At 73.4% G+C, this 14,011-nt stretch carries 14 protein-coding genes; 4 read left to right on the top strand and 10 right to left on the bottom strand.

What is annotated here, in order from left to right; translation table 11 throughout:
- Positions 1 to 131: 131 nt before the first annotated feature.
- A complete protein-coding gene (locus tag ABTW95_RS09215) occupies positions 132 to 2,825 on the top strand; it encodes a cellulose binding domain-containing protein (RefSeq protein WP_500225852.1) in 2,694 nt (897 codons plus the stop codon).
- Positions 2,826 to 2,961: 136 nt separating this feature from the next.
- Here the strand turns inward: ABTW95_RS09215 and pabB are convergent, their stop codons facing one another.
- From pabB to ABTW95_RS09190, 5 genes are all read right to left on the bottom strand, one after another.
- Positions 2,962 to 5,061: an aminodeoxychorismate synthase component I gene (gene pabB / locus ABTW95_RS09210; protein ID WP_500225851.1), complete on the bottom strand. Its 2,100-nt coding sequence runs from the start codon at positions 5,059 to 5,061 to the stop codon at positions 2,962 to 2,964.
- Between the two features lie 108 nt (positions 5,062 to 5,169).
- Positions 5,170 to 6,363: an RNA polymerase sigma factor gene (locus tag ABTW95_RS09205; protein ID WP_500225849.1), complete on the bottom strand. Its 1,194-nt coding sequence runs from the start codon at positions 6,361 to 6,363 to the stop codon at positions 5,170 to 5,172.
- 13 nt (positions 6,364 to 6,376) lie between these two features.
- Positions 6,377 to 6,715, bottom strand: coding sequence for a YciI family protein (locus ABTW95_RS09200; protein WP_396449124.1), 339 nt, complete (start codon positions 6,713 to 6,715; stop codon positions 6,377 to 6,379).
- Positions 6,716 to 6,764: 49 nt separating this feature from the next.
- On the bottom strand, positions 6,765 to 7,163 hold the full coding sequence (locus ABTW95_RS09195; protein ID WP_396449123.1) for a VOC family protein: 399 nt from the start codon (positions 7,161 to 7,163) through the stop codon (positions 6,765 to 6,767).
- A gap of 93 nt (positions 7,164 to 7,256) precedes the next feature.
- Positions 7,257 to 8,057: an SAM-dependent methyltransferase gene (locus ABTW95_RS09190; RefSeq protein ID WP_396449122.1), complete on the bottom strand. Its 801-nt coding sequence runs from the start codon at positions 8,055 to 8,057 to the stop codon at positions 7,257 to 7,259.
- A 50-nt stretch (positions 8,058 to 8,107) separates the two neighbouring features.
- On the opposite strand from ABTW95_RS09190, the gene ABTW95_RS09185 reads away from it, so the two are divergent.
- Positions 8,108 to 8,491, top strand: a complete 384-nt coding sequence (locus tag ABTW95_RS09185; RefSeq protein WP_500225847.1) for a YchJ family protein — start codon at positions 8,108 to 8,110, stop codon at positions 8,489 to 8,491.
- Here ABTW95_RS09185 and ABTW95_RS09180 read toward each other — a convergent pair.
- Positions 8,481 to 9,671, bottom strand: a complete 1,191-nt coding sequence (locus ABTW95_RS09180; RefSeq protein WP_500225846.1) for an MFS transporter — start codon at positions 9,669 to 9,671, stop codon at positions 8,481 to 8,483. The genes ABTW95_RS09185 and ABTW95_RS09180 overlap by 11 nt on opposite strands.
- 61 nt (positions 9,672 to 9,732) lie before the next feature.
- On the opposite strand from ABTW95_RS09180, the gene ABTW95_RS09175 reads away from it, so the two are divergent.
- Positions 9,733 to 10,896 carry an ROK family transcriptional regulator gene (locus ABTW95_RS09175; RefSeq protein WP_500225844.1) on the top strand — a complete coding sequence of 388 codons (1,164 nt, stop codon included), beginning with the start codon at positions 9,733 to 9,735 and terminating at the stop codon, positions 10,894 to 10,896.
- Here ABTW95_RS09175 and ABTW95_RS09170 read toward each other — a convergent pair.
- From ABTW95_RS09170 to ABTW95_RS09155, 4 genes are all read right to left on the bottom strand, one after another.
- Positions 10,893 to 11,300 carry a cupin domain-containing protein gene (locus tag ABTW95_RS09170; RefSeq protein WP_500225842.1) on the bottom strand — a complete coding sequence of 136 codons (408 nt, stop codon included), beginning with the start codon at positions 11,298 to 11,300 and terminating at the stop codon, positions 10,893 to 10,895. The two genes, ABTW95_RS09175 and ABTW95_RS09170, sit on opposite strands and share 4 nt — an antisense overlap.
- Positions 11,301 to 12,122: a phosphoenolpyruvate hydrolase family protein gene (locus ABTW95_RS09165; protein ID WP_500225840.1), complete on the bottom strand. Its 822-nt coding sequence runs from the start codon at positions 12,120 to 12,122 to the stop codon at positions 11,301 to 11,303.
- The gene (locus ABTW95_RS09160) at positions 12,119 to 13,318 is read right to left on the bottom strand and encodes a Tm-1-like ATP-binding domain-containing protein (RefSeq protein WP_500225839.1); all 1,200 of its coding nucleotides are present in this window, start codon (positions 13,316 to 13,318) and stop codon (positions 12,119 to 12,121) included. Before ABTW95_RS09160 ends, ABTW95_RS09165 begins: the two co-directional genes overlap by 4 nt.
- Positions 13,319 to 13,465: 147 nt before the next feature.
- The gene (locus ABTW95_RS09155; protein WP_500225837.1) at positions 13,466 to 13,639 is read right to left on the bottom strand and encodes an ATP-binding protein; all 174 of its coding nucleotides are present in this window, start codon (positions 13,637 to 13,639) and stop codon (positions 13,466 to 13,468) included.
- 37 nt (positions 13,640 to 13,676) lie between these two features.
- Between ABTW95_RS09155 and ABTW95_RS09150 the strand changes: the two genes are divergently transcribed.
- On the top strand, positions 13,677 to 14,009 hold the full coding sequence (locus ABTW95_RS09150) for a UTRA domain-containing protein (RefSeq protein WP_500225836.1): 333 nt from the start codon (positions 13,677 to 13,679) through the stop codon (positions 14,007 to 14,009).
- Positions 14,010 to 14,011 lie beyond the last annotated feature (2 nt).

Below are 14,011 nucleotides of genomic sequence, written 5' to 3'. Positions count from 1 at the left end.
TTCCCGGGTTTTCACGTCCAGCCCTCCGTTTACGCAGGTGAGGAGGTCGCCGGCTGAGGGGCGAGGAAGAGCGTTGACGAATCGAAGCGCTTCGACCAGCCTCCAGGGCACCGGGATCACAAGGAGGGTTCATGGCCACACGGAGATCGCTCGCCGGCGCCGCGGCGGCCGTGGCGGCGGCGCTGGCGCTGGTCGCCTCGACGGTGGCGGTGGTGGCCGCCGTCGCGGTCCGTCCCGCGGCCGCGGCCGAGACGTACACGTGGAAGAACGTGCGGATCGACGGGGGCGGGTTCGTGCCCGGCATCGTCTTCAGCCGCAAGGAGAAGAACCTCATCTATGCCCGCACGGACATAGGCGGCGCCTACCGGTGGGACCAGTCGGGGAGGCAATGGGTGCCGCTGCTGGACTGGGTCGGCTGGGACAAGTGGGGGTACAACGGCGTCATCAGCCTGGCCGCCGACCCGGTGGACGCGGACCGCGTGTACGCGGCCGTCGGCATGTACACCAATGACTGGGACCCCAACAACGGCGCGGTGCTGCGATCGGCCGATCGGGGCAAGACGTGGCAGGCGGCGGAACTGCCGTTCAAGCTCGGCGGGAACATGCCGGGGCGCGGCATGGGCGAGCGGCTCGCGGTCGATCCGAACGACAACCGGGTCCTCTACCTGGGGACGCCCGAGGGGCACGGGCTGTGGCGGAGCACCGACCGCGGTGCGACGTGGGCGAAGGTGAACAGCTTCACCAATCCCGGCGACTACTCCGACGACCCGGGCGACGGCACCGGCTACGGCAGCCACCGGCCCGGCGTCGTGTGGGTGACGTTCGACGAGAGCAGCGGGACGGCCGGCAGCCCGAGCAAGACCATCTACGTGGGCGTGGCCGACAAGGAGAACACCGTCTACCGGAGCACGGACGCGGGCGCGACGTGGCAGTCCGTGCCCGGGCAGCCCACCGGCTACATCGCCCACAAGGGCGTGCTGGACGCCGCCGGCCACGTGCTCTACATCGCCACGAGCGACACGGCCGGCCCGTACAGCGGCGCCAAGGGCGACGTATGGAAGCTCGACACCCAGTCGGGCGCGTGGACGCAGATCAGCCCGATCCCGTCGAGCAGTTCCGACGACTACTTCGGTTACAGCGGGCTGACGATCGACCGGCGGCATCCCGGGACGCTGATGGTGGCCACGCAGGTGTCCTGGTGGCCCGACATGATCATGTGGCGGAGCACCGACGGCGGCGCGTCCTGGACCCGCATCTGGGACTGGACGAGCTATCCGAACCGCAGTTTCCGCTACACACAGGACATCTCCGGCGTTCCGTGGCTGACGTTCGGCACCGACCCGTCGCCGCCCGAGGTGACCCCGAAGCTCGGCTGGATGAACGAGTCGGTGGAGATCGACCCGTTCGACTCCGACCGGCTGATGTACGGGACGGGCGCGACGATCTACGGCACCGAGAACCTCACCCGGTGGGACGCCGGCGACCAGATCACGATCAAGCCGATGGTGAAGGGGCTGGAGGAGACCGCGGTCCTCGACCTGATCAGCCCGCCGTCCGGGGCGCCGCTGGTCAGCGGGCTCGGCGACATCGGCGGGTTCCGGCACACCGATCTCGGGTCCGTCCCGGCGGCGATGTTCACCCAGCCCGTCTTCACCAGCACGACCAGTCTCGACTACGCCGAGGCCGATCCGAGCGTCATGGTGCGGGCGGGCAATTTCACCGACTCCGACCGCCCGAACGACAGCCATGTCGCGTTCTCGACCGATGGCGGGGCCAACTGGTTCCAGGGCACCGAGCCCGGCGGTGTCGACAACGGCGGCACCGTCGCCGCGGCGGCGGACGGGAGCCGGTTCGTGTGGGCGCCCGGCGACAGCGGCCGGCAGGTCGTCTACTCGGTCGGGTTCGGGAACTCCTGGAGCCAGTCGTCCGGTGTGCCCGCGAACGCGATCGTCGAATCCGACCGGGTGAACGCGAGCAAGTTCTACGCCTTCTCCGGAGGCAGGTTCTACGTCAGCACGAACGGCGGGCAGTCGTTCTCGGCGACGGCGGCGTCCGGGCTGCCGTCCAGCAGCGTCCACTTCAAGGCCGTCCCCGGCGAGGAGGGCGACATCTGGCTCGCGGGCGACACCGGCCTGTTCCATTCGACCGACTCGGGCGCGAGCTTCACCAAGGCGGCGAGCATCTCCAAGGCGGTCAACGTCGGGTTCGGGAAGGCCGCCCCCGGGGCGGACTACCCCGCGGTCTACCTGGTCGGGACGGTCGACGGCACCACGGGGCTGTTCCGGTCGAACGACGCCGGCGCGCACTGGACGCGCATCAACGACGACCAGCACCAGTACGGCAACGCCGGCGAGGCGCTGACCGGTGATCCCCGTATCTACGGGCGTGTCTACCTGGGCACCAACGGGCGGGGCATCATCTACGGCGACACCTCCGACACCACGCCGACGACTCCGCCGGTCACCAGCGACCCGCCCACGACCGAGCCTCCGACCAGCGAGCCTCCCACCACTCCTCCCCCGTCCGACGGCGGCTGCACAGCCGCCTACAAGACGACCGGGTCGTGGGGAGGCGGTTTCCAGGGCGAGGTCACCGTCGAGAACACCGGCTCGGCGGCGATCACGGCGTGGAAGGTGTCCTGGACGTTCGGCGGCGGCCAGGCCGTCTCCCAGTTCTGGGGCGCCGAGGTGACCCAGGACGGCGCGGCGGTCACCGCGGCGAACGAGTCCTGGAACGGCGCGCTGGCGCCCGGGGCCACCGCCACGTTCGGGTTCATCGGCACCGGTTCGCCGGAGACCGTCACTCCCGCCTGCGACGGCGAGTGACACGGAAGGGGCGGGGCGGTCTCGCGCTCCCGCCCCGCCCCTTCCTCGGCTTACAGCGGACGCGGCCGCCTGTCAACGCCGCCGCGGCCGGCCTCGCGATCGCAGTCCGGTGTGAACCGCGGCCCAGCGCGCCGTCTCAGACCTCGCTCACCAGAGCCGCTTCGGAGACCGGACCGTCCGGGAGATCGGGGAAGGGGGCGCCGAGCAGCCGGAGCAGCGGCGCGGCCTTGACCGCGGTCTCCTCGAACTCGGCGGCCGGGTCGGACAGCGCGGTGATGGCGCCGCCGATGCCGAACTCGACGCGCCCGGTGGACGCCGAGGCGACGGCCGTGCGGATCACGATGCTGAAGTCGGCCGCGCCGGACAGCGAGAAGTACCCGATGGCCCCCGAGTACACGCCGCGCGGCCCCTCCTCCAGGCGGTCGATGATCCGCATGGTGCGGATCTTCGGAGCCCCCGTCATCGAGCCGCCCGGGAACGCCGCCCGCACGCACCCCACCGCCGAGACGTCCGGGCGGAGCCTGGCCCGCACGGTGCTCACCAGCTGGTGGACGGTCGTGTAGCTCTCCACGTCGAAGACCGGGCCGGCGGCGACCGACCCGGTCTCGGCGACTCCCCCGAGATCGTGCCGGACGAGGTCGACGATCATGAGGTTCTCGGCGCGGTCCTTGGCGCTGCGCGCGAGCTCCTCGCGCAGCCGCCGGTCCGCGGCCGGGTCGGGCGAGCGCGGCCGGGTCCCCTTGATCGGCTTCGACTCGGCCTGCCCGTCCGCCGTCACCCGCAGGAAGCGCTCGGGAGAGGAGCTCAGCACCGACAGGTCGCCGAACCGCAGCAGGGCGCCGAACGGCACCGGGTCGCTCCGCCGCAGCCGCCGGTAGAGGTCCCACGGGTCGGCGCGCACCCGCGCCGTCAGCATGTTGGTGAGGCACACCTCGTAGGTCTCCCCGGCGACGATCTCCCGCCGGCATTCCGCGATCTTGTCGAGGTAGCGTGCGCGCCCGTGCCGCAGCGCCGGCGCCGGCGCCCCGGTGCGCGGGGCGGGCGCGGCGGGGACGGGCAAGGCGGCCAGGCGCGCCTCCGTACCGTCGAGCCAGGCCAGCGCGTCCCGCTCGTCCCCGACCCGGCACAGCGCCATGAGGTGGACGGATCCGTCCGCGTGGTCGAACGCCACGGCCCGGTCGGCGAAGATCATGGCGGCGTCGGGGTGCGGGGAGCGGTGCGCCCTGGCGCCGCCGGTCTCGGCCTTCAGCTCATAGCCGAGATATCCCACCCAGCCCAGGGTGAACCCGAACGGCACGTCCGGGACCTCCGCGGCGTGCGCGCGCACGTCGGCGTCGATCCAGTCGAAGAAGGACGCGCGCTCGATCCGCGTCCGCCCGCTCGCCGACTCGACGGTCAGCTCGCCCGTCTCCACGTCGAAGAAGACGGACCGCGCCAGCGGGCCGCCGGCGTCGCCCATGAACGAGAACCGCCCGCCGTGCTCGCCGGTCCGGCTGCTGTCCAGCCAGAACGCCCGGTCGGACGAGGCGAACAGCGCGCCGAAGACGTCCTCGGCCACCGCCGGGGCGCCGAGGCGCCGCGCGATCACCTTGAAGGACTTCGGCCCCGTCCCCGCCGCGGCTTCGCCGCGCGCCACGGCCGGGGCGCGGCGGGGTTCCACCTCGGCGCGGGCGCTCTGCGCCAGGAAGTTCGCGATGATGCGGCGCCCGTGATCCGTGCACACCGATTCGGGGTGGAACTGGACGCCCCAGATCGGCCGCCGCCTGTGCCGGACGCCCATCAGCACCCCGTCGGACGTCCACGCCACCGGCTCCAGCACCGGCGGCAGCCCGTCCACGGCCAGCGAGTGGTACCGCACCGCCGAGAACGGCGACGGCACCCCGTCGAACAGGTCGGCGCCCGTGTGCTCGACCCACGACGACAGCCCGTGCCGGACCTCCGGAGCGGGCCGGACGCGTCCCCCGAACACGTGGCAGATCCCTTGGTGGCCGAGGCACACCCCGAGCAGCGGGATCCGGGCGTGCCTGATCACGTCCGCGCAGATCCCGAAGTCCTCGCGGCGCTCCGGCGAGCCGGGGCCCGGCGAGATGACGACGTTGTCGAACGGCTCCAGCAGGCCGGGGCTCCACTCCGCCTCGTCGTTGCGCATGACGACGGGCTCGGACCCCGCCTCCGCCACGTGCTGGACGAGGTTGTGCGTGAACGAGTCGTAGTTGTCGATGATCAGGGTCTGCACAGGCGCTCACTGGATGACGAGGCGACGGTCCCGGTACCGGCCCGGCTGTGGCCGGGATACGGCGAAACGGTACCCGGAGGCGTCCGGCGCTCCGTCCGCGGAGCCCGCTCAGGTCCAGGCGAGGCGGTCGGTGATGAGGGCCTGCTGGGCCGGGTTGGAGGTGAGGGCGAGGGCACGGCGGTCGGCCGTGTGGGCCTCGCGCTGCCGGCCGAGGTCGCGCAGGAGTTCGGCGCGGGTGGCGTGGTAGAGGTGGTGGCCGTCCAGGGCGCGCGCGAGCGGGTCCAGTTCGTCCAGGGCGGCCTGCGGGCCCCGGACGTAGCGGAGCGCGATGGCGCGGTGCAGGCGGACGACCGGCGTCCGCGTCATGCTCAGCAGCATGTCGTAGAGGACGAGGATCTGCGTCCAGTCGGTGTCGTCCCAGGTGGGGGCCTCCGCGTGGCACGCGACGATCGCGGCCTGGATCTGGTAGGGGCCGGGGCGGCGCATCGCGGCGGCGCGTTCGAGCAGCCGGGTCGCCTCCTTGACGGCGGCGTGGTCCCAGCGCCCGCGGTCCTGGTCGCGGAGCAGGACGAGCCGCCCGCCGGCGTCGAAGCGGGCCGCGGTGCGCGCCTGGTGCAGCCGGATGAGCGCGAGCAGCCCCAGCACCTCGGGCTGCCGCGGCATCAGCCAGGCGAGGTTCTCCGCGAGCCATTGCGCGTCGTCCGCCAGGTCGCGGGCGTGCGGGCGCTCCCCTCCGCTCGTCAGGTAGCCCTCGTTGAACAGCAGGTACACCACGGCGAGGACCTGGTTCAGGCGCTCGTGGAGCTCGCCGTCCGGCGGGATCCGGTACGGGATGCCCGCGTCGGTGATCTTGCGTTTGGCGCGGGTGATGCGCTGCGCGACGGTCGTCTCCGGGACGAGGAAGGCGGCGGCGATCTGCTCGGTCGTCAGCCCGCACACCGTGCGCAGGGTGAGCGCGACCTGGGCCGGCACGGGCAGCGCCGGGTGGCAGCAGGTGAAGACGAGCTTGAGCCGGTCGTCGGGCTCGCTCGGCACCGGCCACTGCAGCCGGGCCAGCTTCTCGCGGTAGTTGGCCTGGCGGCGCAGCAGGTCGATGCCGCGGCGGCGGGCGGTCGTGAGCAGCCAGGCGTCCGGATGGTCCGGTATGCCCTCGGCGGGCCAGCGCTTCAGCGCGGTCTCGACGGCGTCCTGCATCACGTCCTCGGCGGCGGAGAAGTCGCCGAGCGTCCGGATCAGGCAGGCCGTCAGCCGGCCCGCGTGCTCGCGCAGCACGCGGGTCAGCTCGTCGTGCACCCTGTCCATCGGCGGTCGTCCGTCAGGTGAGCGGGCGGATCTCGATCACCGGGCAGGCGGGCCAGTCGCGGGCGACGGCGAGGGCCTCGTCCAGGTCGGCGACCTCCAGCTCGGCGTAGCCGCTGACGATCTCCTTGCCCTCGACGAACGGGCCGTCGGTGAGCAGCGGCTCCGTCCCGTCCAGCCGCATGGTGGTGGCCGTGTGCGCGGGCTGCAGCCGCCCGTGGTGGGTGATCTGCGCGGCGTGCCGGGCGAACCACTGCGCGACCTGCTCGTAGGCGGCCTGGCGCTCGTCGTCGCTCATGGCGGCCAGCTCCTTGGCGTACTCCTCGGTCTCGACGAACATGAGCACGTATTTCATCGGCGCCCGTTCCCTCCGTTCGCTCGGCGGCCGGCTCGCTCGGCGCCGCTCAGCCCGCGGGCAGCGGCGCGTACAGGTCGATGCCGTTGCCGTCCGGGTCGAGGACGGTCGCGTACCGCATGCCCCAGAACGCGTCCCACGGCTCCTTGGCTCCGGTGTACCCCGCCTCGGTCAGTTCCGCGTACTTGGCGTCCACGTCCGCCGGGGTCGCGGCCTGGAAGGCGAGGAAGTTGCGGGGGCCGCCGGACGGCTTCGTCCAGCCGTCGACCGTGGGGCCGCGGAAGCCCTCGGTGTCGAGCATCAGGTGCAGGCCGCCGGGCAGGTCGCAGTCCGCGTGGTCGGGGTGGGCGGAGTCCACCTTGAACTCGATGCCGAGGCGGCGGTAGAAGGCGACGGCGGCGTCCATGTCGGACACCACGATGTCGATCGTGTTCATCGTCAGGTCCATGAGGTGCTCCCTCCGGCCCCGTGCGGGGGCGTTCGGCCGTTGTCACCTCCTAGACGATCGGCGCGGGGCCGGATCCGACACGTCCGCGGAGGATCACGGTTTGCGGCCGAGACCGCAGGCGGCGTCCACCTCCGGCGGCGCGCCGAACGGGGTGGCCTCGGGCCGCCACCGGGACGTGGACACGATGCCCGGTTCGAGGAGTTCCAGGCCGGTGAAGAACTCGGCGAGCTGCTCGGGCGAACGGTCGATGTAGGGGGTCGAGCCGCGCTCCACGGCGATCCTGATGGCCTCCTCGCGCGCCTGCTTGTCGACGCTGCCGGTGCCGTCGTTGAGGGCCAGGAAGCTGCCCGGGGCGAGCGCGTCCACGAACCGGCGGACGATGGCGTACGCCTCGTCGTCGTCGACCACGTTGCCCATGATCCCGAACATGATCAGGCCGATGGGCCGGGTGAAGTCGAGGGTGCGGGCGGCCCCGGCCAGGATCCGCTCCGGGTCGCGGACGTCGCACTCGATGTAGTCGGTCCTCCCCTCCGGGCGCCCGACCAGGAGCGCCCGCGCGTGCACCAGGACGAGCGGGTCGTTGTCGACGTACACCACGCGCGACTCGGGCGCGATGCGCTGGGCGACCTCGTGGGTGTTGTCGTGGGTCGGCAGCCCGGTGCCGACGTCGAGGAACTGCCGGATGCCCTCCTCGGCGGTGAGATACCGGACCATGCGGCCCAGCGCGACGCGGGAGTGCCTGGCGACGTCGCTGACGCCCGGGTACGCGGCGGCGACCTGGTCGCCGACCTGCTTGTCGATCTCGTAGTAGTCCTTGCCGCCGACCCAGTAGTTCCACATGCGGGCCGAGTGCGGGCGGGAAGTGTCGATTTCGGGCGTCTCATTGGCGGACATGGCGCCCATGGTCGCCGCGCGCACACCGTCCCGCAAGGCAGAATGCCCATGTGGCGAAGAAATGTCCGTGTGGGCTCGGCTCCCGGTATCGGGATTGCTGCGGGCGGCTGCACCGGGGCGAGGCCGCGGCCGGGACGGCCGGGGAGCTGATGCGCTCGCGGTTCAGCGCTTTCGCCGTCGAGGACGAGGCTTACCTGCTGAGGACGTGGCACCCGGCGACGCGTCCGGAGCGGGTGGGATTCGAGGACGGCCTGCACTGGACGCGGCTTGAGATCGTCCGGGAGGAGGACGGCGGGCCGGACGACGAGAAGGGCGTCGTCGAGTTCCGCGCCCACTACCTCGCGGGCGCCGAGCCCGGGGAGTTGCACGAGGTCAGCCGGTTCGTCCGGGGGGACGGCGGCTGGGTCTACGTGCGCGGCAGGATCATCCGCTGACCGGGCCGGCGCCGAGCCGCCGTCCGCAGCGGACGAGCAGGACCACCAGGAGCGCCGGGGCGACGAAGACGGCGGCGCGCAGCGTGGTGAGGTCGGCGAGCGTCCCGAGCGCGAGCGGCGCGGCGCCGATCGCGACGCCGGACGCGAGCGCGCAGCGGGCGGCGGCCCGGACGGGCCGCTCCGGCCAGGCGGCGAGCGCCCGCGCGAGGAGCACGGGGTAGAGCAGGGCCATGCCGAGCCCGGTGACCAGCAGCCCGGCGACGGCGACCGGGGCGGGCGCCGTCCACAGGACCGCGAACCCGGCGACGCCGGTCAGCGCGCTCGCGGCGAGCAGCCGGTCGGGGCGTCCCATGGCGCGGACGACCGGCCCGGACGCGGTGCGCCCGACCGCCATGCCCAGCACGAACGCCGCCGACAGCGTGGCCGCCGCCCCCGAGCCGAGCCCTTTCACGTCGCCGAGGAAGTCGGCGGCCCAGAAGACCATGCAGAACTCCACGCCGACGGCGAGCACGAGATCGGCCCACCTGCCCCAGAACGCCCGCGGAGCCCCTTGGCGGGCACCGCCGCCCCGCGGCTCGGCTTCGCCGGGCGCGGCCCGTCCCGCCGAGGGCGGACGGAAGGCGACGAGGAGGAGGGCGGCGGCCACCGCGAGGGGCGGGATCGCGAAGGGCGCCCGCCATCCGAGGCCGTAGGCCAGGGCGGCCCCGATGAGGATCGGGGAGAGCACGGACGCCCCGCTGGCGACCGCGTTCGCCAGCCCGATCTGGACCGTTCCGTCGCCGGGGTGCGCGGCGGCCCGCAGCGCCGCCGGGACGAGCTGGACGAGCCCCGCGCCGCCGAGCCCGAGGACGAGGGCGCCGAGCCCGGCCCCGAGCCGTCCGCCGCCGGCGGCCAGGATCGCGGCGCCGCCGACGAGGGCGGCCAGGGCCGCCGGCAGGGCGTACCGGCCGAGCCGGGCCGCCAGGTGGTGCCCGACCAGGCCGATCACGACCAGCCCGAGCGCGAACGCCGACGGGTAGAGCGCGACCTCGGCGCGCGGCAGCCCGCGCTCCTCCCGCAGCTCGGGCAGGATCGCGCCGAGCGCGGTCAGCAGGTAGCCGAGGCACCCGAAGGACGCGTAGAGCCCGAAGGTCCCGGTTCTGCGCCCGGTGGCCGGCTCCGGGCCCCTGTCGATGTCCATCGCGCGCCTTCCGCATTATGCTCGTGCAACGAGCATAAACGGTTGGGGCCAGGATGTCACCATGCAGCCGAAGACCGCGCACTCCGCACGGGCACTGCGCAGCCAGGGCGCGCTGGCGGTGCTCCGGTACGTCCATGCGCACCCGGCCGCGACGCGCGCGGACGCCTCCCGCGCGCTGGGGCTGAGCAGCGGGTCCGCCACCGAGATCACGAGCCGGCTCAAGGCGTCCCGGCTCGTCGGCGAGGACCTGCCGCCCCGCACCGGCGGCCGCGGCCGGCCGTCCCCCGTGCTCACCGCGCATCCGGACGGTCCGCTCGTGTGCGTGGTGGACATCAGCCACGAGGCGTGGCGGGTGGCGGCCGTCGAGCTGGGCGGCGGCGTGCTGGCCGAGTCCGACGGCCGCCACACCGGCTCGCCCGAGGTCGTCGGACTGCTGGCCGGGCACGTCGCCGCGCTGCACGCCCGCTACGGGCGGCGGCTGCGCGCGGTGTCCGCCTGCGTCGCGGGGACGGTCAGCGGGACGACGGTCGTCCAGGCGTCCGGCATGGGGTGGCGCGACGTCTCCCTGGAGGCGCTCAAACCCGCCGGGATCCCGCTGCTGGTCGGCAACGACGCCTCGCTCGCCGGCCTGGCGGAGGCGCGGCGCGGAGCCGGCGCGGGCTCACGGGTCGTCCTGCACCTGACGGTGGAGGTCGGGGTCGGCGGCATCCTCGTCGTGGACGGGCGCCCGGTGGACGGCGCGACGGGCGCGGGCGGCGAGTTCGGCCACATGCCCTTCGGCGACCCCGCCCTCGAATGCCCGTGCGGCGCGCGCGGCTGCTGGGACCTGGAGGTGGACGGCCGCGCCATGTCCCGCGCCCTGCACCGCCCGCCGCCCCGCGACCCCCGCACGGCGGCCGCGGAGATCCTCGCGTCATCCTCACCCGAGGCCCGGGAGGCCGTCGCGGGAGCGGCCCGCGCCCTCGGCCGGGGCATGGGCGCCCTGGTCAACGCCCTGGACCCGGACGTCGTCACGCTGTCGGGCCTGGCCACCGACCTGGCCGCCGCGGCGCCCGAGGCCCTCTCCGGCGCCTACACGGCGGCCCTGATGCGCTACCGCCGGGCCGACCCGCCGCCCGTCCGCCCCTCGACCCTCGGCCCGCGCGGGCCCCTGGCGGGCGGCGCCGACGCGGCGTTCGACGTCCTCCTCACCGAAGACGGCCTGGACGCCTGGTCGCGCGCCTAGGCCCGCGACCACTCCGGCACCGCGCCGGCCTCGTGGAGCCGGAAGTCGGGGGCTCCCTCCAGCGCCTTCTCCTCGCCGCCCGGCGTGTAGGTCACGATGAGCCGGAGCGGCCGCCACGTCGTGTTGTGCGTCGAGTGCCAGACGCCCTTCGGGATGTGCACCGCGTCGCCCTCCCGGATGGGGAACGGCTCGCCGTCGTCCACCATCTGCGTGGCCTCACCGGAGATCACGTAGATGACCTCCTCGGCGTTCGGGTGGTTGTGCCGCGCGTGCCCCTTGCCCGGGTTGACGATCACCTCGCCCAGCGTGCTGCTCGCGCCCTCCACGCTCGACGGGGTGACGAACCATTTGATGGACCCCCAGTCGAAGGTCATCGTCGTCACGTCGCCAGGGTTGACCAGCATTCAGATCTCCAGGTTCTTGAAGGCCGCCACCTGCTCGGTGATCGCCTTCTCGGTCGGCAGCCGCTCGACGGACGAGGCCCCGAAGAAGCCGACGACGCCCCGCGTGCGCGACAGCACGTAGGCGGCGTCGTCCGGCTCGGCGATGGGGCCGCCGTGGCACAGCACGAGGACGTCGGGCCGCACGGCGGCCGCGGCGTCCCGCATGGCCTGGACGCGCTCGACCGCCTCGTCCAGCGTCAGCGCCGTGCCCGCGCCGATGCTGCCCTTCGTCGTCAGCCCGACGTGCGGGACGAGGACGTCCGCGCCGGCCTCCGCCATCGCCCGCGCCTGGGCCGCGTCGAACACGTAGGGCGCGGTGACGAGTCCGCGCTGGTGGGCCTGGCGGATCATCTCGATCTCCAGGTCGTACCCCATGCCGGTCTCTTCGAGGTTCTGCCGGAAGACCCCGTCGTAGAGACCCACGGTCGGGAAGTTCTGCACGCCCGCGAACCCCATGGCCTTCAGCTGGTCGAGGAACACGGGCATCACCCGGAACGGGTCGGTGCCGCAGACCCCCGCGAGGACGGGCGTCTCCTTGACGACCGGAAGCACCTCGGACGCCATCTCCACCACGATCTGGTTGGCGTCCCCGTAGGGCAGCAGCCCGGCCAGGGAGCCGCGCCCCGCCATCCGGTAGCGGCCGGAGTTGTAGATGATGATCAGGTCGACGCCGCCGGCCTCGGCGCATTTCGCGGACAGCCCGGTGCCCGCCCCGGCGCCGATGATCGGCTTGCCCTCCTGGACGGCGTTGCGCAGCCGGAAGAGAACGGTGTCGCGGTTCACTGCGATCCCCCCGAGATCATCTCGTGCAGCCGGTCGGCCATCGCGCGGCCGAACGCCGGATCGTTGATGTTCATGTCGAGCCTCTCCGTCTCCACGGCGCCCTCCATGGCCGCGAAGCACGCCTCGTCCGCCTCCGGATCGTGGAAGGGCATCCCCGGCGCGTCCAGCGCCGACACGCCGCCGAGCGGCAGGAACAGCACGGTCGGCCCGGTCGCGTCCCGCAGCTTGCCGGCGATCCGCCGGCCCAGCTCGGCCATCTCGTCCCGCGTCGTCCGCATCAGCGTCACGGTCGGGTTGTGGACGTACAGGTCGCGGCCCTCGAACCGCTCCGGGACCGTCTCCCGCGGCCCGAAGTTGACCATGTCCAGGGCGCCGGGCGCCACGACCTGCGGGACCCCGAGCCGCCCCGCCGCGGTGAGCCGCTCGGGCCCGGCCGACAGGACGCCGCCCACCAGATCGTCGGCCAGCTCGGTCGTGGTCAGGTCGAGCACGCCGGCCAGCAGCCCGCTCTCCACGAGCCCTTCGAGCGCCCGCCCGCCGGCCCCGGTCGCGTGGAAGACGAGCACCTCGTAGCCCAGCTCGTCCAGCCGCTCTCGCGCCGCGTCCACCGCCGGGGTGGTGACGCCGAACATGGACGCCCCGACCAGCGGCCGCTCGTCCGCGGCGGGCGCCGCCCGTTCGCGGGCCTTCGCCATCCCGGCGGCCGCGGCGGCCGCGTTCCCGAGGATCAGCCGCGACACCCGGTTGACGCCCGCGATGTCGACGACGCTGTACATCAGGGTCACGTCCTTGGCGCCCACGTAGGGCGAGACGTCCCCGGCCGCCATCGTCGACACGATCACCTTGGGCAGCCCGATGGGAAGGTCCCGGACGGCCCGGGCCGCGATGGAGGAACCCCCGCTCCCGCCCACCGCGAGAACGGCGTCGATGCGCTCCAGCCCCGCGAGGACGGCCGCCGCGCCCTCCCCCATGGCGGTGACGGCGGCCCCGCGGTCCCCGGCGTCCCGCAACGCGCTCAGCGACGCGCCGCCGGCGCGCGCGACCTCCTCGGCCGGGACATCGGCGTCGACCTCGGACGCCCCGACCCCCGCGTCCACGAGCACGACCTCGCACCCGAGCTCCCGCACCCGCTCCCGGAGCCACTCGTACTCCGGCCCCTTGGTATCGAGCGTCCCCACCAGAACCACAGTCGCCATGAACGATCACTTCCCACCCCACCCGCCCGCCAACCGGCCCCGGGCGCAGCCGCAGGCAGGACGCCATACTTCCGCGCGAGCGCTCGAGCCGTATCCTCCTGGATCGGTCGCACGTCGCCTGCAAGCCTGTCCTCCAGCGGCCCAGCCTCATGACTCCACGTCCCAGGCGAACTCCGCCCACATGGTTTGACCGGACTCGGTGATGTCGTGGCCGATCTTGTCGGCGGTCTGCTCGACGATGAACAACCCCCGCCCGTACTCGGACACCGCGTCCAGCGCCGCGTCCGGAGGCTTCCAAGCTCCTGCCCCGGCGTCCGTCACTGCGATACGCGCCCATCCGGGACGCAACGCCACAGTGATGGCGGACGAGCGGCCCGTCATGCTCTCCACCTCGTGGGAGCCGCTGGAGATCACGCGTGGAACGCCGGTGATGCTGCCAGAGGAGGGACCGTACGCGGGTGCCGAAGTGGTCGCCCGGATGCGGGCCATTGGACACGAGGTCGCGCCGGCCACCGAGGTGGTGACGGCGCGGGCCGTTCTGGCGGACGAGGCAGAGCGGCTCGGTGAGCCGATGGGCTCCATCGTGATGCTGATCCAGCGCACCCATACCGGCGACCGCGCGGTCGAGACCGCCGACATCGTGGTTCCCGTCGACCGGTACGAACTGGCTTACACGATCCCGGTCGGTTGACG

The organism is Spirillospora sp. NPDC127506, assembly GCF_040302145.1.
GTDB lineage: Bacteria > Actinomycetota > Actinomycetes > Streptosporangiales > Streptosporangiaceae > Spirillospora.
Note: the sequence above shows the minus strand (reverse complement) of the source record. Positions and strands in the feature narration are given on the sequence as shown.

Bases quoted from the DNA above. Each gene is read 5' to 3' on its own strand.
- ABTW95_RS09215 (WP_500225852.1), top strand. From the start codon at position 132: ATGGCCACACGGAGATCGCTCGCCGGCGCCGCGGCGGCCGTGGCGGCG.
- ABTW95_RS09205 (WP_500225849.1), bottom strand. From the start codon at position 6,363: ATGGACAGGGTGCACGACGAGCTGACCCGCGTGCTGCGCGAGCACGCG.
- ABTW95_RS09200 (WP_396449124.1), bottom strand. From the start codon at position 6,715: ATGAAATACGTGCTCATGTTCGTCGAGACCGAGGAGTACGCCAAGGAG.
- ABTW95_RS09195 (WP_396449123.1), bottom strand. From the start codon at position 7,163: ATGGACCTGACGATGAACACGATCGACATCGTGGTGTCCGACATGGAC.
- ABTW95_RS09190 (WP_396449122.1), bottom strand. From the start codon at position 8,057: ATGTCCGCCAATGAGACGCCCGAAATCGACACTTCCCGCCCGCACTCG.
- ABTW95_RS09180 (WP_500225846.1), bottom strand. From the start codon at position 9,671: ATGGACATCGACAGGGGCCCGGAGCCGGCCACCGGGCGCAGAACCGGG.
- ABTW95_RS09175 (WP_500225844.1), top strand. From the start codon at position 9,733: ATGCAGCCGAAGACCGCGCACTCCGCACGGGCACTGCGCAGCCAGGGC.
- ABTW95_RS09170 (WP_500225842.1), bottom strand. From the start codon at position 11,300: ATGCTGGTCAACCCTGGCGACGTGACGACGATGACCTTCGACTGGGGG.
- ABTW95_RS09160 (WP_500225839.1), bottom strand. From the start codon at position 13,318: ATGGCGACTGTGGTTCTGGTGGGGACGCTCGATACCAAGGGGCCGGAG.
- ABTW95_RS09150 (WP_500225836.1), top strand. From the start codon at position 13,677: ATGGCGGACGAGCGGCCCGTCATGCTCTCCACCTCGTGGGAGCCGCTG.